This window comes from Bradyrhizobium canariense (genome assembly GCF_018130465.1).
GTDB classification, from domain to species: domain Bacteria; phylum Pseudomonadota; class Alphaproteobacteria; order Rhizobiales; family Xanthobacteraceae; genus Bradyrhizobium; species Bradyrhizobium canariense_C.
In genome coordinates this window covers 137,767-156,205 of the sequence record NZ_JAFCKJ010000008.1, presented here as the reverse complement: position 1 = coordinate 156,205, position 18,439 = coordinate 137,767, and the positions used below count along the sequence as shown (strand labels likewise).

Here is an 18,439-nt window from a genome sequence, read left to right as displayed (position 1 = left end):
TCGGCCTTTACTTTACTTCTTCGCGTAGCTCACGCCCATGCCGGCACGGACGTCGCTTTGAATACCATAGGGCGGGATCGGATAACGCAGGCCGTTCTTCGCCAGCGCCTTCATGCCCACAACCGCCTTGGCGAGATGTTCCGGCTTCAGGGCCATCAGCATCTCCTCGTCCGGCACGCCGCCATAGCGCCGTTCGGCATAGCATGGCAAGGACAGGCTGGGCTCACCACTCTTGAGCGCCCTGCCCCAGGAATCGGCGCAAGCCGTCTCGCCGACCACGCCCCATTCGAACTTCTTGTAACCGGTATATTGCAGCCCGTTGATCAGGATGATCATCTGCCCAGGGGTCGCATAGACGAGACAGATGTCTGGCGGATCGAGCCGCCCGCTCGCCAGCGGACTGACCGCGAGTGCCTGATATTGCCCGAACGGAACCACATCCAGCGCCTCCTGGCGCTTGCGTGCGTCCTCTGCCGTACCGTGCCAGACCCCGACATAGTTTTCGCCGGCGAGCCATTTCTCGTCCTGCGGAGCAAGGCCGATCACCGCGCGGCACTGCGCGCCCACGAGATCGTCGGCGGTGATGCCGACGGTCCAGCCCAGACGCGCCGCCATGCTGACGATCTGGTCGGTGGTGTGGACCGCATTCGGCCGCCGGATTTTCGGGATTGCCTCCATGTCCGCGGTGCGCGCGAACAGCTTCATGCCGATCACCGTGGTCTTCAGCCGCAGCAGGGTGTTGAGATCGGCGACGAGGCCGGCAAGATCGATGCTGTCTGCACTCTGCTGTTGCATGGCGTCCTCCCGGCCGGCAGTCGCGCGCCGGCGCTGTTATTGTTTCTTGAAGGGTTCTAGTCCTTCACCGGTCCCGGGAGCAACTCGCCAGTCCGGCCCATCAGGCGGTAGGCGACGAGCCCGATCCATTCACGCACGGCGACCTCGGTTCGGCCGAGCCCGTCCCCGCCGACATTGGTGAACGTGAAGAGATCGTCACGCCCGCCCATTCGCCAGTCCACGGGATAGGCTTCGACGTCAAATCCCGCCTTGCGAAAGATCCCCATCGAACGCGGCATGTGAAAGGCCGACGTGACCAAGAGCCAGCGTTCGCCCGGCTTCGGCGAGACCAATTGCCTGGTGAAGATCGCATTCTCCCAGGTGTTGCGGGAATCGCGCTCGAGGATCAGCCGCTCCTTCGATATGCCGAGACTTTCCAGGATCGGTGCGGAATAGTCGGCCTCCCTGGAATCGGTGTCGACGAGGTTCGCCGTGCCTCCCGTGAACACGACGCGCGCGTTCGGATAGCGGCGCGCGAGCTCGGCCGGCGCAAACAAGCGATCGGCTGCGTGCGAGACGACCGGTGTGCGGTGCGCCGCCGACAGATCGGTGTCGACGGAGCCGCCGAGCACGATGATGCCGTCGGGCGCACCGCGCGCCGGGTCCCATGCCGGAAACCGCGCCTCCAGCGGATAGAGCAGCAGATTGCCGAGCGGCGAGAACGCAGCCAGCGCCAGCAGGACCAGCGTGGTCACGGCGAGCTTGCGGCCGAGCGCGGAAAAACGCGTCGCCATCAGCAGCAGCGACAGGATTCCGAGCTCGACCAGGAGATTGATCGGCAGCAGCGCGGTGCCGAGGGTCTTGGAAAGAACGAAATACAGGGGAGCCTCGCTGGATGATCGTGCCATGTGCGGGCTTGACCGGCCCGTCCATCTTCAGAAATCTTCTTGAAAGAGGATCGATCGCCCGGTCAAGCCCGGGCCTGTGAAACGGACGGACGCCACATGACCCATCACCACCTGCATTCCAGCCCCGAGACCTGTCATTGGGGCTTCTTCGAGGCCGCGCTCAGGCCCGTCCTCACCATCGCGAGCGGTGACGAGGTGACGGTCGACACCATCAGCGGCGGTCCGGACATGCTGCCCGACCGCAGCAAGTTTCACATTCCGCCCGAGATGTTCGAGGTTCATGCCAAAAACGAGCGCATGCTGCCCGGCCATATCCTCACCGGCCCGATCGCGGTCGAGGGCGCCGAGCCCGGTGACGTGCTCGCGGTCGAGATCCTCGACGTCCAGCTCCGGCAGGATTGGGGCTGGAACATGATCAAGCCGCTGTCCGGCACCCTGCCCGACGATTTCCACGAGACGCGCATCCTGAACATCCCGCTCGACCGGTCGCGGATGGTCGGGCGCATGCCGTGGGGACTCGACCTGCCCCTCAAGCCGTTCTTCGGCGTGATGGGCGTTTCGCCGCCACCGGCCTGGGGCCGCATCTCCTCGCTCGTTCCTCGCGCCATGGGCGGCAATCTCGACAACAAGGAGCTTGGCGCCGGTGCGACGCTGTACCTGCCGGTGTTCGTCCCGGGCGCGCTGTTCTCCTGCGGCGACGGCCATGGCGTGCAGGGCGACGGCGAGGTCTGCGTCACCGCGATCGAGACCGCACTCCAGGGCCGCTTTCGACTGACGCTGCGCAAGGACCTCAGGCTCGATTATCCCCGCGGCGAGACGGCGACGCACTACATGACCATGGCGATGGACCCCGATCTCGACCAGTGCGTGGTGCGGGCGTTGCGCGACATGATCGTCCTGCTCGGCGAGCGGCGCAACCTGTCGCGCGAGGACGCCTATACGCTCTGCAGCCTGGCGGCCGATCTGCGGGTGACCCAGACCGTGAACGGCTCCAAGGGCATCCACTGCATGATCGAAAAGGCGATCGTGCACGGCTGAGCCGACCCGCCCACCCCTGACCGGTCGAGCCACGCCACCGCCCGCCTGTTCGCGCGGCGCGCCCTGCCATGCCCAATTTCCTTCGCGATTCCAACGGGCTGACCAATGGCCGCAGCCGGCATTTGACTTCTGCCTCCAAACCTAAATAGAGTCTTAATCGTTACTTTTATGTACCCGAGTAAGAGGCTAGCGTTCGGCCATGGCCACCGAAAAAGCCGAGACTGACCGCATTCCCGTAACCTTGGCGCTCTCGACCATCACCTATCTGGAGAAGCTGGTGAGACAGGGCACCCACGGCACCAGCGTTCCCGGCGTCGCACGGACATTGATCGAGGAAGGCATCCGTCTCGCCATCAAGGACGGGCTTTTGTCGATCCGCGACAATGGCAGGACGTGAGCGCGCGCCGAACGTGAGGCGGACGGATCTCGAGAGGCGGATGGCCGACATCTGCAACCTGGGACCGTTACACATGCCTGTTCTCTCACCCACTTCTTCACAGACCTGGACCGACGAACGAATCGAACTGCTGAAGCGGCACTTCGCGGCCGGGCTCTCCTGCCGCGAGATCGCCGCCGACATCGGCGTCAGCCGCAATGCCGTGATCGGCAAGCTGTCCCGCCTCAATCTGACGCGCGGCCGGACCATCGACGACCGCAAGGTTCAGGACAGGGGCTTGGCGCCTGCGCGCACATCGCGGACCGTGCCGCGGCTGCAATACGAGATGCTCGTCACGATCTATGGCGAGACCGGTGCGCCAATGGCCACCGGTTCGATCGACGACGGCAATCGCTGCTCGCTGCTGGAGCTTGCCGAGAATCGCTGCCGCTGGCCGATCTCGACGCCTGGCGCAGACGATTTCTGCTTCTGCGGCAACTCCGCGTCCGACGGCCAGTCCTATTGTGCCGGCCACAGCCGCCTCGCCTACCGGCCGAATTCCCGCGCGCGCGTCATGCGCGGCTAGAGCCAAGTCTTAGAGGCGAGCCCTAGAGCCCTGTCCCAAAACGAAAAACCTCCGGCAGGGCATTGCCGGAGGTTCCTGGAGGTTTAGCATCAAGTCAAGAGCCGCAACTTTCGTCATCGGCTGAGAACCATATAGCTTAGTAACTCAGGTAAGTAAATAAGTTTGGGGCCGATCGAATCGCATGGCTCGTCTTCGTCGCCCGCACGGGCTGCCGGATTTTCCGAAAGCCCATCTCGTAAAAAGCCCCTCTCGTAAAAAGCCCCGGCGGTGTCCCGCCGGGGCTGCGTCATATCCGAAGACCCAAGTCCGAAGACCGAAGTCGGAAGACCGAAGTCGGAAGACCCAAGGCTTACCAGTTGCGCTGGGCGCGAAGCAGCAGGCTGTAGGTGTCCTGGTCCTTCAGCTCATACGTGGCCGCAGGCTTGGCAACGCTCGTGAGCGCCGGCGTCGTGATCACGCCCGAGTACTTCTGGTCGAGGTGGCTGTAGGTGAAGTCAGCCGAGAAGGTCAGGTTCTTGACCGGAGTCCAGCGGGTGATGACACCGATCTGGCCGATGTTGAAGTCCGGGTTGCAGGTGCCGGTCAGGGTCGCGAACGCGGCGCTGCCGCAGATCATGCTCTTGGCCGTGCCGCTGTAGTTGACGGCAGCCCACGCACCATAGAGCGCCGAGTTCCAGTACGGGCTCCAGTTGTGGGTGTAGGCACCACGGAAGCCGTAGGTCTTGGTCAGCTCGAGGCCGCCGCCGGGACCGAACACCGCGTCAGACACGCCGGCAAAGCCGATGCTCTGATACGCGCCGCCCGAGCCGCCGAACATCGAGTAGCTGGTCGCTGCCAGCTCCTGGAAGTTGTAACGGCTCGCGCCATCGGTGTAGACGCCCGAGATGTTGACGACGTCGCCGGCACCGGTCGGGATGTTCTTGATCGACAGGGCGAGCTGGACGGCCCAGCCCCACTTGTCTTCCGGGTGACCCGTGGCTTCGCTCGCGCCGTAGTAGCCGACGTGGTTGTCGTGCGCTGCGACCGAGGCCTGGAACAGGCCCCAGGCCTGGTCGACGCGAAGCGTGCCGACGAGGTCGGGGGCGCGGGTGCCGCCGAGATCGTTGGAGCCGTAGGCACCGCCGAGGACGCCGGCGGTGGACATGCCGGCCGTGTTCCAGATGTTGGTCTGGAAGACCTGCGTCTGGTCCTGCGCCGAGACAATCGCCGTCACGCCCTGGCCGAAATCGGCCGTGTAGGTGAACTGGGTCACACCGTTGGTGGTGCCGCTGCCGCCGACGAGCTGGTCGAAGTTGTTGCCGGGATAGTTGATCCAGGGCGCGTCGAACTGCGACACGGCCTTACCCATGGTGAAGCCGGCGAACTGGATGAAGGCGTAGTAGACGCCGAGCGAGCCGCCCGAGGTCGTCCCGTCGGTGCCGTTGACGGCGCCACCGGACGAGCCGATCAGACCCGTGCCTGCGGCGTTGAGACCGAGCGTGCCGCTGTACTGAGTGGCACCCGTTCCCGAACCGGCGCCGACATAGTTGCCGGTCGTCCAGGTGAAGACCGCATCGAAATAGGTGCGGACAACGCCGTACTCGGTCGCAGTGCGCGTGTCGATGTTGAGATCTTCACGGGCGCGCATCGAGTAATAGTTGGTCAGGCGGTTGTTTGCCGCGAAGACGTTGCTGTACTGGGCGCTGTAGTTGCCGCCGGCGTTGAGCGCCACTTCGGCACGCAGATAGCCGCCCAGCTTGATGCAGGTGTCGCTGCCCGGGATGTAGTAGAAACCGGCGCCGTAGAGCGAGCAGACCTTCACGTACTCGACCGCCTTGGCCTTGAGCGGAAGATCAGCTGCCTGGGCTCCACCGACGGCGATCAGACCCGCCGCAGTGCCGAGCAAAAGGCTCTTCACCACTTTCATTGTAAAACCTCCAAGTTGTTCATTTTACGAAGACCGGACCGTGAGGCCCCCCAGATCCCCGTCTTTCAAATCCGCTCGGCCGCTTTGCGCTTTCGGACACACCCGCTTTCGACGCGAGGGACGTGAGCGAACCACCTGCAACGGGACGATCGAGTACCCCCCACCGTCACGAAGCAATATGCCTGCGCCGTTCACTAATCAAAATACCTTATTTGGTAAGCTTTGTGGTTTCGCTAAACCTGTGCCCCGTGCGCAACACCCCGGCGAAGCGATTCTATGAGCTGATCATCTTTGTAGTTTTAGTGACAAAATTAGCCTGCTCTGCACTTGCGTCAGAGCAGGCTTGCGTGGACTATGGCTTGCACGACACCGGCCGCAAACAAGTCAGATCACGGGAGTGACGCTGTGTCAGCGACGAGGAAAGAAGGGGCGCGCCTCCGCTCCATCGGCAATCTGGATATCATCAGGCGCTTCACCTGGGAGATATCGTCGATCAACATGTACCTGGAGGAGCTGCGTCAGTTCTGGGCGAGAACGCTCGGCATCAGCGGCCCGCAATGGCTGATCCTGATGGCGATCTCCGACCTCGACAAGGACGACGGCATTCCGGTCAACGTCGTCTCCAAGCTCCTCCACGTCGATCCCTCGTTCGTCACCACCCAGTCCAAGCTGCTCGAGAAGAAGGGCCTGTTGCGCCGTCGGCCCTCGCCGACCGACGCAAGGGTGGTGCGGCTGTCCCTGACCGAGAAGACGCAGAAGCACCTGGCGAGCCTCACCGAGCAGTACAAGACGATCAAGGAATTCGTCTTCCAGGAGTTCGACGAGAAAGAACTGACGGAATTCACCACCAAGCTCGCGACGCTGAAGACCCGTCTCGAAAAGGCCTGCGTCCGCCTGACCCTCGACTTCTGACGCGGACGCTATTGTTTGAGCATGATCTGTTCGGAAAACCGCTTCACACTTTTCCGGATCATGCTCTAGATGCGCCCCGCGGCGCCGAGCCGCGATTCGAGCCAGTCGAAGATGTATTCATTGGCAAGGCTCGGATTGTCCGCATGGGCCTGCGCCGCGCCGGTTTCGGCCGCGGTGAATACCTTCAACATCACATCCGAGCTGCCGAGCCGGGACGTCTGGACGATCTGGCGCGCCCGATCGGCCTTGAGCCAGCCGTCCTCACCCAGCGTGATCAGCACCGGACAGTCGGCGCTGGAAGCCATCAGCGGAGCATGCGGCACCGGGACGATGCTGACATTGCTCATCGCGAATCGGCTGGCGAAGAAGGCCCGCTCGTGCAGGTCCCACAGGCCGCCATCGCAGACGGCGGCGGCAAGCCGCGGCTCCTGCAACACCGCGCGCGCCACGAAGGAAGAGCCCCAGCCATCGGCGACGATCGCGACGCGCTCGAAATCGACGTCGCTGCACGTCTCCAGATAGTCCATGACGCACGGGATCGCACTCTCGAGATCACGGCGCCGCAACAGCGCGTCGAGATAATCGTCGCGCTGGTCGCCGAACAGGTCCAGCGCCAGCAGCGAGAATCCGCGCTCGCGGGCATGCGGCGCGAGCTTGAACAGGAACTCCTCCTTGCGGTGGCCGGGCTCGCCGATGCAGATCACGGTCGGGGCTCGCACTCTTCCCGAAGGCGCGGGCAGGAAATAGCCCTGCAACGAATGTCCGTCGAGCCAGGGTATCGTCACGACTTCCCCGGCGGGGTCGCGCGCCGCGAGGAAGCGGCGGGCGCAATCCTGCATCGCGAGTACCGCGACCCAGCGGCGCTCGTCCGCCGGATCGAGCGGCATTGCGGTCGCACTGTAGTAATTCATGGCGCGGAGCCAGTTGCGCTGCGCGGTCGCCCTGTGCCCCTCCGCGAACGCGGCCTCTGCACGGTGCCGATTGGCCTGCGCCAGCTTCTTCCACTCGCGGTGCCAGGACTGGTCGTCGCCCCGCTTCAGCTGCCGCGCGATCATCAGGCATTCGGCGATCGTGGCGCCGCCCTCCTGCGCCGCGGTGAGGAGCCTCGTGAACTCAGCGGAGATGTCCTCTCGCTCCGGGCAAAGGATCCAGTCGTCGGAGAGGCATGCGGGTATCATCGGGAGCTACGCTCTGGTCATCGCCTTACACATGACTGAGTAAACTATTTTGGTTCCCTGACCAAGCTGCCGTGCGCCCAATGAGAGCCGTTCGAGATCACCATCGCTTGAACGCAGGGACGGGTCGCATGCGTGACATTCCAATTCGTCATAAGAGACCGAGCACTTGCAGAAAATCTGGCAAGAGGTGGCACGTGAAATTGCCTGCGCGCCTCTTGCCATGATGAGCATCATACCTATATCGGCGCGCGCTCGACGACCGCCTCAGCCGAGCCGCCAGCCGACTTCCTGCGTAAAGCTTTCGTAGAAGGATCTTTCGTAGGCCTGCTCCGGCGTAGCACGAACGCGCTCGTCGAGGCGCTTTGCGTCCTCGCCCACGAGAATGCGCCATCGCTCCGCCTTGACCCCGTCGAGGATGATCCTGGCGGCCTGTGCCGCCGTCGTCGGCGCATCCTCGAGGAAGCTGCGGGCGCGCTCGGCGAACACCGCCTGAATGTCTTCGTCCGACATCTTGTCGGCATCAGGCACGCCGGCCGCGACCATGCGTTTGCGGGTCAGCGCGACCTCGTCGGCGCTGAGCCGGTCCGAGCCGTCGGCGCTCTGCACCTTGCGCGAATTGGAGACGATCGAGGTGCCGATGTGGCCGGGCATCACCACCGAGCATTTGACGTGCGGCGCGTGCAGGCGGAGGTCGTTGATCAGCGCTTCGGTAAATCCCTTCACGGCGAACTTCGCCGAGCTGTAGGCGGTGTGGGACTGGTTCATGCCGATCGAGGCCCAGAAGCCGTTGACGCTCGCGGTGTTGACGATGTGGGCCTCGTCCGCCGCGACCAGCATCGGCAGGAAGGTGCGGACGCCGAGATAGACGCCGCCCCAGCAGATGTTGAAGGTGCGCTCCCACTGCTCGCGCGTGTTGGTGAACAGGCTGCCGCCGCCACCGATGCCGGCGTTGTTGAACAGAAGATGGATCCGGTCGGTCTTCTGCTGCGCGGCGAGCTCGTCGCGGAAGCGCTTCAGATGGTCCTCGATCGAGACGTCGGCGACGTGGGTCGTGACGCGCAGGCCCTGCGGCAGCTTCTCGACCTCGCACATCCGCTTGGTCTCGGCCATCGCGGCTTCCGAGACGTCGCACATCGCGACGTTGCAGCCCTCGGCGACGAGCTGCCGCGCGAGCTCGCGTCCCATTCCCGTGCCGCCGCCGGTGATGACGGCGATCTTTCCTGCAAAATCCTTCATGGGACTTTCGGCCCCTCCCCTTGTCGGTATGTTTCTTCGTGGCTGTGCCGCGCATCGGAGCGCGCACAAAATGTAGCAGCGCCGCATCCGCAGGTAAAAGCGGATCGGCGCTGCCATGTTCATCAGTAATTTCGGGGCGCGGACTATTCGGCCGCCTCGACGCGCGGCCCGTTCAATGCGCCGAGGCCGTCCAGCGCCTTGCGGATCGCCGCCTGCTGCGCGGGCGATGCCTCCGGCATCGGCGCGCGCGGATAAGTCCTGGGCAGGCCCTGGAGCGTCTGCGCATAGCGCGTGCAGGCCGGCAGATTGTCGGCGATCACAGCGTTCCACAGCGTCAGCAGCTTCTTGTGCAGGTCGAGCGCGCGCGGATGGTCACCGGCCTTCACCGCATCCCACAGCGCGACGGAGGCATGCGGCGCCGCGGTCAGGATCGCGGCGATCGAACCATGGGCCCCCAATGTGTAGGACGGATACATCAGCGCATCGACCGCGCTGTAGATCAGCTTGTCCGGCGCCATCATCATGAGGTCCGCGAACAGTTTGAGATCCCCCGCGCTCTGCTTGACGCCGACCACCAACGGCACCTCGGTCATGATCCGCGTCAGCAGCGCCGGCGAAAGATAGGACCACGGCACCACATTGTAGATGATGATGGGCATGCCGGTCTCGTCAGCCATGGCACGGAAATGCGCCACCATCGCCTCGTCGTCCGGCTTGAACAAATAATGCACCGGCGTGACCTGGAGGGCGGCGACATTCATGTCGCGCACGAGCTTGCCGCGGCGGATCGCGTCGCGCGTGGAATCGACGATGATGCCGGCGATCACGGGAATGCGTCCCTTCACCGCCGCGACCGTCGCCTCCATCAGGTCGCGATATTCCTCGTGATCGAGCGTGTGCCCCTCGCCGGTCGAGCCGCCGGCCGCGACGCCATGCGCGCCGGCGCCGATCATCCAGTCGACCTGGGGCGCCACGAGGGAGTAGTCGATCTCGCCATCCTTCCGGAACGGCGTCGTCATCGGCGGGATCACGCCGGTCGGTCGTGCCTTCATGGTCTGCCCTCGCGTTTCCATATCCCCTGTGGCGGTCCCGCTCTTTTGGCGGGTGCCCACGGTCCTTCCGAGCCTACCGGTTGCGCGCGGCCTGTGAAGCGCCACCGGCGCGGCGCTGCCCCCGGAATTCCACATCCCTGCGCCTATCGCTCACCCGGTTCCCCGTATTTGCCCGGCTTCGGGTTAAGGGCAATTTTTTTACAATCCGAATCTTCAATGGACTCCGGACGCTGGGTCGAGTCGGCCAGGCCAGCGTGTTGTTCGTGTCACAGGCTCTGGCACTCCGCTTGCATCCTCTTCGTGGTCAGAAACTACCGATGAGGTGACTGGAATGTTCGTGACCGTCGTTGCCGTGCTCTGCCGGCTGAGTGCAGCCAGCTCAGGCAGTTGCATCGAGGAAATCGTGACCGACAGCAACATGACGCCCGAGATGTCGATGATGCAGTGTGCGATCGGCGCACAGGCCCCGTTGGCGAAATGGATGGGCGAGCATCCGATCTACCACGCCAACTGGCGGCTCGATCGCTACAAATGCGTGCCGGGTCACTACGAGATCAAGGGCCACGCCTAAGGCCCCGCAAAACTACTGATACCAAGACGACGGACGAGGAAACGCCCCGGGGGCCGCATGGTCTCTCCGCGCGGGCATCGACAGCGCCAGACCCCATTGCGGTGGCGCGCTTTGTGACAACGATCACACCTTCCCTTTCAGGCCACCGCCCGCAGAATGATCGCACGCGCGCGTCGCCCCTCCGGCGTCGGCATCAGCGCGTAATTGTGCGGCTGGTCACGGAGCAGATGCAGCTCGACCGGCACGCCCACCGCCCTCGCCCGCTCCGCGAGCTCGACGCTATCAGGGTAAAGCAGATCGCGCGTGCCCGAGAAGATCGTCATCGGCGCAAGGCCGCGGAAGGCGCCATTGAGCGGACTGACGAAGGGGTGGCCGACATCGAGCTCGCCGGCATAGAACCGCCCCGCCGCGAGTATCCCCGGAATATCCTGGATCGGATCGCGCGCCGCGATCGCGACCTGCTCCGGACGGCTGACCGACGCATCCGCCGCCGGCGAGATCAGCATCAGCCGGGACGGCTGCCGATGCCCGCGATCGCGCAGCCACTGGCATGCGGCGAGCGCGAGGCCTGCGCCGGCCGAATTGCCGACCACCGTGACCTTTGCGGGCCCTGCGTCTTCCAGCAGCATGCGCAAAAGCTCGGCCGTCGCCGGCACGACGTCTTTCGCCGTGGCGCGCGGCGCGAGCGGATAGATCGGGACGACACACACGACGCGCGCCTCACGCGTCATTTGGCCGATGAAGCGCCAATGCGCCGGCACGATCTCGTTGATGTAGCCGCCACCATGCAGGAACATGACGTAGTTGCAGCCCTCATGACCCGATGACGGCGCCGTGTAATAGACCGGCCACCCTCCCATCTTGGTCAGCGTCGCCTCGACGCCGCGCCCGAGCCCCGTCGGCTCAAACGAGGCCGGCTGCAAGGCAAGCTTCTGCACATGCGCCTGCACCGCTTCAGCCGAAGCGAGCTGCTCCTTATACGGAAGCTGCCGCAGCAGCAGGTTGAAGGCGCGGCTTTGCAAGCTCGGTGCGGGATCGCGCCGGGACGGCGCACTGAAGACGCATCCGCCCGGACAGAAATGCAAGGCCGACACAAGTCTTGCAACGCTCATGGCCACATCCCCATCTGGCTCTTTCGACACGGCGACAAAGAGGCTTGCCGACCCGCCGCCATTTGCCGCTATGATGCGAGCATTCACTCGCTTTTCCTACTCGCATTCAGATCACAAGGCCGTGGCCCGCAAACCGCCCACAAAGCCCCGGAAAAACGCCTCGCAGGGGCGTTCGCGCGCCACCGTCGACGCACTGGTCGAGGCAACTGCTCGCGTTCTGGTCAAGGAAGGTTTTGAGAAGGCGAGCACCAACCGCATCGCCGAGATCGCCGGCGTCAGCGTCGGCTCGCTCTATCAATATTTCCCCAGCAAGGAGGCGCTGGTCGCCGCCGTGATCGACCGTCACAACGAGGAGATCATGGCCATCGTCCGCACAGCCCTTATCGAAGTCGCCGACCTCGAGATCGAGAAAGCCGTGCGCAAACTCGTCACCGTCGCGATTGAAGCCCACCGCATCAATCCGAAACTTCATCGGGTGCTCGCCGAGCAAATCCCGCGCACGGGACAGCTCAAGGACGTCGAAGCCTTCAATCGCGAAGTCCACACCCTGGTGCGCGCCTATCTCGAAAGCCGCCGCAAGGAGATGCGCAAGATCGATCCGGGACTAGCCACCTTCATCTGCGTCAGCGCGATCGAAGCGGTCGCGCACAACACGGTGCTGAACCAGGCCGAGATGCTGTCGGAGAAGATGGTGCGGACGCTGGTGGACGAGACGACGCGGATGGTGGTGGGGTATTTGAGACCGTCACCGCGGATGGGTTAGCGACCAACTGTGACGTCCTACCTTTAGCAGAACATCACCGGTTACGCAGAGGTGCGTCTGAAGGCGCCCGCTGTCTTCGTACTCACGTGCTGTGGAAAACGCGCCCTCTTTGGTTGTACATGTTGAAACCCAAACTCTCCGCTTGTAGCGTTCTGGCTTTCTGGGGGGACGGCATGTTTAAGTTTGGTTGCGCCGCATTTGGCGCGTTTTTGGTTGCTGGCTGCAGCTCTGGCCCAAAGATTACAGCGGATCCGTTGGGTTTCAGTTCACTGCAAGCCGCCGTGGGCGGCGCACCGGTTTATTATCAAGCGATCGCCGACGACTACGCCAAGAACGATGCTCAGCTTGTATTTCTTTCGGGCGGCCAGTCGTGCGATACGCTGCCATTGGCCGCCATCAAATCATATCGATCGATCAATCTCGCTGTTCCCGTCCTCGATCAGAAGGGCAATCCAAAGCGAGACAAGAACGGCCACGTCGTGATGAGGTCGGCAACTGTAAGAGAGTATGAAGAATACCGGTTTGCGATCAAGGATAGCTCGCTTGCTCTGCTGAAGCAGTATGCGGACCGTATGCTGGGATATGCTCAGGACGCTGCGAATGGAGCGGCAATTCTGGACGACGTGTCCTCTTTGACGGCAGGAGCTGCCGGGCTGCCTTTTGTCGGGCCGGAGGCGCTGGTTTACAGCACAGCAGTCAATACCATGGTGAAAGTTTTTAAGCGTCTCGGACAATATGTTCAAGACGAGCAGATCCGGGCGGCCGCGCTCGAGCTTCAACCACAGATCCGAGCGATCATCACCGCACTGAAGAAGGATTACGGCGTTCTCGGTAGAGACGCACATTTGTTTCTGAACGCATGGCAAGCCTGCACAGAAGCGCGGTTTGAGTTGATGCGCTCTCTTACTCCGGCCAAAATGGTCGGAGGGACCATGCAAACTGCCGCGATCGTGGATTTGGATCAAGCTTTCGGCGCCTATCTAGACAAGAAGGCGAACCTGAAGGCAACCATTCCTAACGTCGATACTCAGCTGGATGCTATTGCCGCAGCCAATAAGAAACTAGCTGAAGGCACTATGAGCGTGATGGATGCCGTAAAAGAGATGCAGGGATTGGCAACCGACGTCTACAACGCCTATCAGGCAGCTAGGCCTCTTCAAAATGCCCCTCGCATAACTCTCAAACTATAGCCCATGACCGACGTCTATCGTGCTCGCTGACTACGTGCATTTCTTCTGACCTTGACAGCCCTAGGACATAGGTAGGCTAGTTGTCGCAGCTAATCTATTGCCCATGCTCGTCCCTCGCGCTTAGATTGCACGGGGGGCAATCTATGAATACTTTCCCGCTTCACCTGCTCTATAACTTCATCTTCCATTTGGTCGCGGTAGAACGCGATAGCGAATTTCGCATCAACGTTCTTCGAGCCTCAGCGCCAAATGACGCTGCAAGAAGGATTTTGGCAATAGAACCATCTCTTCGCGATGAAGATCGACGAGTGATGGACGTCATAATTTTTGTGGGCCGACAACTTTGTAGCCAAATGAAGCTGCCCGCGACTAATATTGCTGTGATGGCCTTAAGTGAGCTGACGAGCAAAGCTGAAGTCCACTACGAAGATTTCGTCAGCCGCACGCGCGCCATCAACTCAGCTCTGTGGCGAGAATTAGGCGACGCTACTTTGTATCTGCCCTCCGCCGAGAAGGTCACCGCCGCGAGCAAGATGAAGGTCGAGTGCGAGGTGATTTTTGCGGCGACGCCCGCGGTGAAAACAGACATCCTGGCTGGCCTGCAATGTTGGACATCGGATCAGAATGTTGCCAGCGTCTTCCACATGATGCGCGCAATGGAAATCGGGGTGCAAAAATTTGCAAGACGCGTTGGTGTCAAGATCGTTCAAGTGAGTCCCGGCAGGCACGTGCGTGAGCTCTCGTGGGGGCAAATATTAGATGCGATGAACGGGCCACTAAGAGCTCTTCCGCAAGGTACGATCAAACAGAAGAGACGTACGGAACAGTTGAAAGCGGCTCACTCATACCTTTACGGCATGAAAGATGCGTGGAGAAATCCAAGTATGCATTTTAGAGCGAGCGGATACTCTGACGCAGAGACCCTAGACATCATAAATCAGGTGCGGGCGTTCCTGCGCGAGCTTGGCTGACGGTAAGTGACGTAAACGCTTACCTCAGCGCTGTGGAGCCCATTGTAAGGGCGAATCGGATTCGCGAAGTGCGAGCGATGACAAGACGCGGAATAGCGAAGCACGAGCGGTCGAATATTGTGATTGCAAGACCCTGGCCGCATTTGACAGTTAGGTCCAGAAGGGACGTATGCTTAGAGCAATGCTTGGGACCAATCGCTGGAACCTAAAGGCCCTTGACGTTGCCCTAACCTGGCACCGGGCCTTGTGACAGGATCGCCCAGCAACTTGCAATCGACGCCCACCGCAACGCCCCTCACACGACTGGCATGATGACATCATGCCCCAGTCTTGTCCGACGCGCCAAATCGCCTTCGGAAAAACGTCATCCATTCAATGGCTTCGCTACTGTGCATGGGGTTGTTTTCGGCATTTTAGTTGACCAGCCACCGAAGCAGCCCCCGGGGACTGATCGCGGCGCGTGCGTCACGGGCGGGAGCAGGCTCCACGCCGACGGTCAATTCACCCGACAGATGATTTGGAAAAATGGTCGGAGCGAGAGGATTTGAACCTCCGACCCCTAGTCTCCCAGACTAGTGCGCTAACCGGGCTGCGCCACGCTCCGAACGTCGTTCCATTAGCTAGGATCGCTGCTTTGCGCAAGGCAAGGTCACACCATTTTGGTGCCTCTGCCGAAAGGCCCCGGAACTGCCCCCAAATTGAGTAAGTCCGGCGCTAGGCGTCCTTCAGCGCCTGATCCAGCATTTCGCGGCAGGCCACGAGGTCGGCGAGCACCCGTCCGAGGCGCTCCCGGTCGATGGCGCTGGGGCCGGCGGGCGCGGCGGGGGTGCCGCCCTTGCGGAAGGTGGTGAGGATTTCCTCGTCGTCGGTCTCCGAGAAGCGGAAGTCGATGCCCTCCTCCTCGCCCTGATAGTCGTCGTCGTCGCTGTCGCGGGCACCGCGGACGCCGGTCTCCTCCTCGGGCTCCATCAGGCTCGCGCCGACGGCGTCCTCGATGGCGCCGAACGAGACCGCGGCCGCGCTGTCGGCGAGGCCCTGCACCGATTTGACGCCGTGCTCCTTGAGGATCCGCTGCACCCCGCGGATGGTGTAGCCCTCCCCGTAGAGCAGGCGGCGGATGCCCTTGAGCAAATCGACGTCGTCGGGGCGGTAATAGCGGCGGCCGCCGCTGCGCTTCATCGGCTTGATCTGGGAGAATCGGGTCTCCCAGAACCGCAGCACGTGCTGCGGAATGTCGAGTTCCTGCGCTACTTCGCTGATGGTTCGGAACGCATCCGGCGCCTTGTCCAAATGCCAAATCCTTGTCCGGAAGGCGGATTACGCCTCGGGTTGCGCCTTGCTGGCGTCGCCATTGGTGCGGTGCTGGCCGTTGATCCGCTGCTTCAGGATCGCCGAGGGCTTGAACACCATGACCCGGCGCGGCGAGATCGGCACCTCGGTGCCGGTCTTCGGGTTGCGGCCGATGCGCTGGCCCTTCTTGCGGACCATGAAGGAGCCGAACGAGGAAAGCTTCACCGTCTCGCCTTTCTCAAGGCAATCGGTGATCTCCTTCAGCACGAGTTCCACGAAGGCGGACGATTCCGTGCGCGACAGGCCCACCTTCTGGTAGACGGCCTCGCACAGATCGACACGCGTTACGGTTTTACTTTGATCGGTCATCGCCCTGCCCCACATCACGGCGAACAATTGTTGTCTGAAATTATGAGCTTACGATACGGCGGTCAACAGCGCTCATCAATGCAGGCGCATCGATAATCCGCGCTGATTCGGGCAAAATTTTATCGACTGTGGCTTACCAGCGCACCAGCGCGGAGCCCCAGGTGAAGCCGCCGCCCATCGCTTCCAGCAAAACCAGGTCGCCGCGCTTGATGCGGCCGTCCTTGCGCGCCACCGACAGCGCCAGCGGAATCGAGGCCGCCGAGGTGTTGCCGTGAAGATCCACCGTCAGCACCACCTTCTCCGGCGCGATATGGAGCTTGTGCGCGGACGCGTCGATGATTCGCTTGTTGGCCTGGTGCGGCACGAACCAGTCGATGCTGTCGGCATTGAGCCCGGTCGCCTCGAAGGCGTCGACGATCACGTCGGTGATCATGCCGACCGCGTGCTTGAAGACCTCGCGGCCCTCCATGCGCAGATGGCCGACAGTCTGGGTCGAGGACGGGCCGCCGTCGACGAACAGCTTCGCCTTGTGGCGGCCGTCGGAGCGCAGATGCGTGGTCACGATGCCGCGGTCGGTCGCGGCCTTGCCCGGCTGCTCCTGCGCCTCCAGCACCACCGCGCCGGCGCCGTCGCCGAACAGCACGCAGGTGCCGCGGTCGTTCCAGTCGAGGATGCGCGAGAAGGTCTCCGCGCCGATCACCAGCGCGCGCTTGAAGGCACCGGTGCGCAGGAAATTGTCCGCCGTGGCGAGCGCGAACACGAAGCCCGAGCACACGGCCTGGAGGTCGAAGGCTGCGCCATGGTTGATGCCGAGGCCGTTCTGAACGGCAACCGCGCTGGCGGGGAAGGTGTTATCAGGCGTCGAGGTCGCGAGCACGATCAGCTCGATCGACTGCGCGTCCACGCCGGCGTCAGCGAGCGCAGCCTGCGCCGCCTTGAGCGCCAGATGCGAGGTGAACTCGCCCTCGGCCGCGATATGCCGCTCGCGAATGCCGGTGCGCTGCACGATCCACTCATCGGACGTGTCGATGCGCGCCGCCAATTGGGCGTTGGTCACCACCTGCTCCGGCAAATAAGAGCCGCAGCCCAGCACGACCGAACGAATTTGAGTCACGAAACAGCCTCCTGCGCGGCCTGCACGGAACTGAGTGCACCACCTTCGCGGTTGAGCATCTGATTGATCTTGTTGAGGAGATCGAATTTGACCATCTCATAGCCAACATCGATCGCATAGGCAAAGCCTTCGGAGCTGATTCCGCCATGGCTCTTGACCACGATCCCGTTCAACCCCAGCAACACGCCGCCGTTGGATTTGTTCGGATCCATCTTGTTGCGCAGGGCCTGGAAGGCGTTGCGCGCCAAGAGATAGCCGAGCTTGGACAGCCAGCTCCGCTTCATCTCGTTGCGGAGCAATTCCGCCATCTGCCGCGCGGTTCCCTCCGCGGCTTTCAGCGCGATGTTGCCGCTGTAGCCTTCGGTGACGATGACGTCGGCCACCCCCTTGCCGATGCCGTCGCCCTCGACGAAGCCGAGATAGTCGAGTTCGGGCAGGTTCCTGGCGCGCAGGATTTCGCCAGCCTCGCGAATCTCCTCGTGCCCCTTGATCTCCTCAACCCCGATATTGAGCAGGCCGACCGTGGGGCGCTTCTTGTTGAACAACACGCTGGCCATCGCCGCGCCCATGATGGCGAGCGACACCAGGTGGTGGGTATCGCCGCCGATGCTGGCGCCGAGGTCGAGGACGACGGAATCGCCGCGCTTGGTCGGCCACATGCCGGCGATCGCCGGACGGTCGATGCCGGGCAGCGTGCGCAGGTGGAAGCGCGACATCGCCATCAGCGCGCCGGTATTCCCGGCAGAGACCGCAACATCCGCCTCACCCTTTTTCACCGCATCGATGGCAAGCCACATGGAGGAGGTCTTGCGGCCGCGCCGCAGCGCCTGGCTCGGCTTGTCCTCCCCGCTGACCGCGACATCGGTATGGATGATCTTCGAGGCGGCCTTCAGCGCGGGGTGGCGGTCGAGCTCGGGCTCGATCTTGGCGCGGTCCCCGACCAGCAGGAATTCGATCTCGCGATGCCTGTGAAGCGAGATGGCGGCACCTGGAATGACCACGGCGGCGCCGGCGTCGCCCCCCATGGCGTCAAGCGCGATGCGAACCTTGCTTGGCATAAAAGTCCTGGAAACCTGGTCTGGTGCGGTCTTGA

At 62.8% G+C, this 18,439-nt stretch carries 19 protein-coding genes and 1 tRNA gene; 8 read left to right on the top strand and 12 right to left on the bottom strand.

Annotated features, from left to right (window positions below; translation table 11 throughout):
- Window positions 1-12: 12 nt before the first annotated feature.
- The gene (locus JQ591_RS21770; protein WP_211398035.1) at window positions 13-795 is read right to left on the bottom strand and encodes a DUF169 domain-containing protein; all 783 of its coding nucleotides are present in this window, start codon (window positions 793-795) and stop codon (window positions 13-15) included.
- Between the two features lie 56 nt (window positions 796-851).
- Window positions 852-1,619 carry a YdcF family protein gene (locus tag JQ591_RS21765; protein WP_211398201.1) on the bottom strand — a complete coding sequence of 256 codons (768 nt, stop codon included), beginning with the start codon at window positions 1,617-1,619 and terminating at the stop codon, window positions 852-854.
- Between the two features lie 159 nt (window positions 1,620-1,778).
- On the opposite strand from JQ591_RS21765, the gene JQ591_RS21760 reads away from it, so the two are divergent.
- The 3 genes from JQ591_RS21760 (at window position 1,779) to JQ591_RS21750 (ending at window position 3,682) form a co-directional block, all read left to right on the top strand.
- Window positions 1,779-2,720 (top strand): acetamidase/formamidase family protein, encoded by a 942-nt coding sequence (locus tag JQ591_RS21760; RefSeq protein ID WP_211398034.1) that lies wholly within the window; start codon window positions 1,779-1,781, stop codon window positions 2,718-2,720.
- A 199-nt stretch (window positions 2,721-2,919) separates the two neighbouring features.
- Entirely contained in the window at window positions 2,920-3,117 is a 198-nt protein-coding gene (locus tag JQ591_RS21755) for a hypothetical protein (RefSeq protein ID WP_007603456.1), read from the top strand.
- 73 nt (window positions 3,118-3,190) lie between these two features.
- Entirely contained in the window at window positions 3,191-3,682 is a 492-nt protein-coding gene (locus JQ591_RS21750) for a GcrA family cell cycle regulator (protein WP_211398033.1), read from the top strand.
- Between the two features lie 349 nt (window positions 3,683-4,031).
- Here the strand turns inward: JQ591_RS21750 and JQ591_RS21745 are convergent, their stop codons facing one another.
- Window positions 4,032-5,588, bottom strand: a complete 1,557-nt coding sequence (locus JQ591_RS21745) for a porin (RefSeq protein WP_211398032.1) — start codon at window positions 5,586-5,588, stop codon at window positions 4,032-4,034.
- A 405-nt stretch (window positions 5,589-5,993) separates the two neighbouring features.
- Between JQ591_RS21745 and JQ591_RS21740 the strand changes: the two genes are divergently transcribed.
- The gene (locus JQ591_RS21740; RefSeq protein WP_211398031.1) at window positions 5,994-6,500 is read left to right on the top strand and encodes a MarR family winged helix-turn-helix transcriptional regulator; all 507 of its coding nucleotides are present in this window, start codon (window positions 5,994-5,996) and stop codon (window positions 6,498-6,500) included.
- A 65-nt stretch (window positions 6,501-6,565) separates the two neighbouring features.
- On the opposite strand, the gene JQ591_RS21735 is transcribed toward JQ591_RS21740, so the two are convergent.
- The 3 genes from JQ591_RS21735 to JQ591_RS21725 form a co-directional block, all read right to left on the bottom strand.
- On the bottom strand, window positions 6,566-7,678 hold the full coding sequence (locus JQ591_RS21735; protein WP_211398030.1) for an alpha/beta hydrolase family protein: 1,113 nt from the start codon (window positions 7,676-7,678) through the stop codon (window positions 6,566-6,568).
- A gap of 264 nt (window positions 7,679-7,942) precedes the next feature.
- Window positions 7,943-8,914 (bottom strand): SDR family oxidoreductase, encoded by a 972-nt coding sequence (locus tag JQ591_RS21730; RefSeq protein ID WP_211398029.1) that lies wholly within the window; start codon window positions 8,912-8,914, stop codon window positions 7,943-7,945.
- Window positions 8,915-9,057: 143 nt separating this feature from the next.
- Entirely contained in the window at window positions 9,058-9,966 is a 909-nt protein-coding gene (locus JQ591_RS21725) for a dihydrodipicolinate synthase family protein (protein ID WP_211398028.1), read from the bottom strand.
- Window positions 9,967-10,297: 331 nt separating this feature from the next.
- Between JQ591_RS21725 and JQ591_RS21720 the strand changes: the two genes are divergently transcribed.
- Window positions 10,298-10,537 (top strand): hypothetical protein, encoded by a 240-nt coding sequence (locus tag JQ591_RS21720; protein WP_007611067.1) that lies wholly within the window; start codon window positions 10,298-10,300, stop codon window positions 10,535-10,537.
- A 137-nt stretch (window positions 10,538-10,674) separates the two neighbouring features.
- Here JQ591_RS21720 and JQ591_RS21715 read toward each other — a convergent pair whose 3' ends face one another.
- Window positions 10,675-11,559: an alpha/beta fold hydrolase gene (locus JQ591_RS21715; RefSeq protein WP_249137438.1), complete on the bottom strand. Its 885-nt coding sequence runs from the start codon at window positions 11,557-11,559 to the stop codon at window positions 10,675-10,677.
- Here JQ591_RS21715 and JQ591_RS21710 point away from each other — a divergent pair.
- The 3 genes from JQ591_RS21710 (at window position 11,540) to JQ591_RS21700 (ending at window position 14,573) form a co-directional block, all read left to right on the top strand.
- Entirely contained in the window at window positions 11,540-12,412 is an 873-nt protein-coding gene (locus JQ591_RS21710; protein ID WP_249137437.1) for a TetR/AcrR family transcriptional regulator, read from the top strand. The two genes, JQ591_RS21715 and JQ591_RS21710, sit on opposite strands and share 20 nt — an antisense overlap.
- 173 nt (window positions 12,413-12,585) lie before the next feature.
- Entirely contained in the window at window positions 12,586-13,602 is a 1,017-nt protein-coding gene (locus JQ591_RS21705; RefSeq protein ID WP_211398025.1) for a hypothetical protein, read from the top strand.
- A gap of 143 nt (window positions 13,603-13,745) precedes the next feature.
- Window positions 13,746-14,573 (top strand): hypothetical protein, encoded by an 828-nt coding sequence (locus JQ591_RS21700; protein ID WP_211398024.1) that lies wholly within the window; start codon window positions 13,746-13,748, stop codon window positions 14,571-14,573.
- A gap of 526 nt (window positions 14,574-15,099) precedes the next feature.
- On the opposite strand, the gene JQ591_RS21695 is transcribed toward JQ591_RS21700, so the two are convergent.
- From JQ591_RS21695 to plsX, 5 genes are all read right to left on the bottom strand, one after another.
- Window positions 15,100-15,177: transfer RNA gene (locus JQ591_RS21695), tRNA-Pro, on the bottom strand.
- Window positions 15,178-15,287: 110 nt separating this feature from the next.
- Window positions 15,288-15,863 (bottom strand): MerR family transcriptional regulator, encoded by a 576-nt coding sequence (locus JQ591_RS21690; RefSeq protein ID WP_211398023.1) that lies wholly within the window; start codon window positions 15,861-15,863, stop codon window positions 15,288-15,290.
- A 27-nt stretch (window positions 15,864-15,890) separates the two neighbouring features.
- On the bottom strand, window positions 15,891-16,232 hold the full coding sequence (locus tag JQ591_RS21685) for an integration host factor subunit alpha (RefSeq protein WP_179950105.1): 342 nt from the start codon (window positions 16,230-16,232) through the stop codon (window positions 15,891-15,893).
- A gap of 133 nt (window positions 16,233-16,365) precedes the next feature.
- Window positions 16,366-17,346: a beta-ketoacyl-ACP synthase III gene (locus tag JQ591_RS21680; protein WP_211398022.1), complete on the bottom strand. Its 981-nt coding sequence runs from the start codon at window positions 17,344-17,346 to the stop codon at window positions 16,366-16,368.
- On the bottom strand, window positions 17,343-18,404 hold the full coding sequence (gene plsX, locus JQ591_RS21675; protein WP_211398021.1) for a phosphate acyltransferase PlsX: 1,062 nt from the start codon (window positions 18,402-18,404) through the stop codon (window positions 17,343-17,345). The genes JQ591_RS21680 and plsX overlap by 4 nt, the downstream gene beginning before the upstream one ends.
- Window positions 18,405-18,439 lie beyond the last annotated feature (35 nt).

Coding starts and splice junctions, on each gene's coding strand:
- JQ591_RS21770 (WP_211398035.1), bottom strand. CDS start 795: ATGCAACAGCAGAGTGCAGACAGCATCGATCTTGCCGGCCTCGTCGCC.
- JQ591_RS21760 (WP_211398034.1), top strand. CDS start 1,779: ATGACCCATCACCACCTGCATTCCAGCCCCGAGACCTGTCATTGGGGC.
- JQ591_RS21755 (WP_007603456.1), top strand. CDS start 2,920: ATGGCCACCGAAAAAGCCGAGACTGACCGCATTCCCGTAACCTTGGCG.
- JQ591_RS21750 (WP_211398033.1), top strand. CDS start 3,191: ATGCCTGTTCTCTCACCCACTTCTTCACAGACCTGGACCGACGAACGA.
- JQ591_RS21745 (WP_211398032.1), bottom strand. CDS start 5,588: ATGAAAGTGGTGAAGAGCCTTTTGCTCGGCACTGCGGCGGGTCTGATC.
- JQ591_RS21735 (WP_211398030.1), bottom strand. CDS start 7,678: ATGATACCCGCATGCCTCTCCGACGACTGGATCCTTTGCCCGGAGCGA.
- JQ591_RS21730 (WP_211398029.1), bottom strand. CDS start 8,914: ATGAAGGATTTTGCAGGAAAGATCGCCGTCATCACCGGCGGCGGCACG.
- JQ591_RS21725 (WP_211398028.1), bottom strand. CDS start 9,966: ATGAAGGCACGACCGACCGGCGTGATCCCGCCGATGACGACGCCGTTC.
- JQ591_RS21720 (WP_007611067.1), top strand. CDS start 10,298: ATGTTCGTGACCGTCGTTGCCGTGCTCTGCCGGCTGAGTGCAGCCAGC.
- JQ591_RS21705 (WP_211398025.1), top strand. CDS start 12,586: ATGTTTAAGTTTGGTTGCGCCGCATTTGGCGCGTTTTTGGTTGCTGGC.
- JQ591_RS21700 (WP_211398024.1), top strand. CDS start 13,746: ATGAATACTTTCCCGCTTCACCTGCTCTATAACTTCATCTTCCATTTG.
- JQ591_RS21685 (WP_179950105.1), bottom strand. CDS start 16,232: ATGACCGATCAAAGTAAAACCGTAACGCGTGTCGATCTGTGCGAGGCC.
- plsX (WP_211398021.1), bottom strand. CDS start 18,404: ATGCCAAGCAAGGTTCGCATCGCGCTTGACGCCATGGGGGGCGACGCC.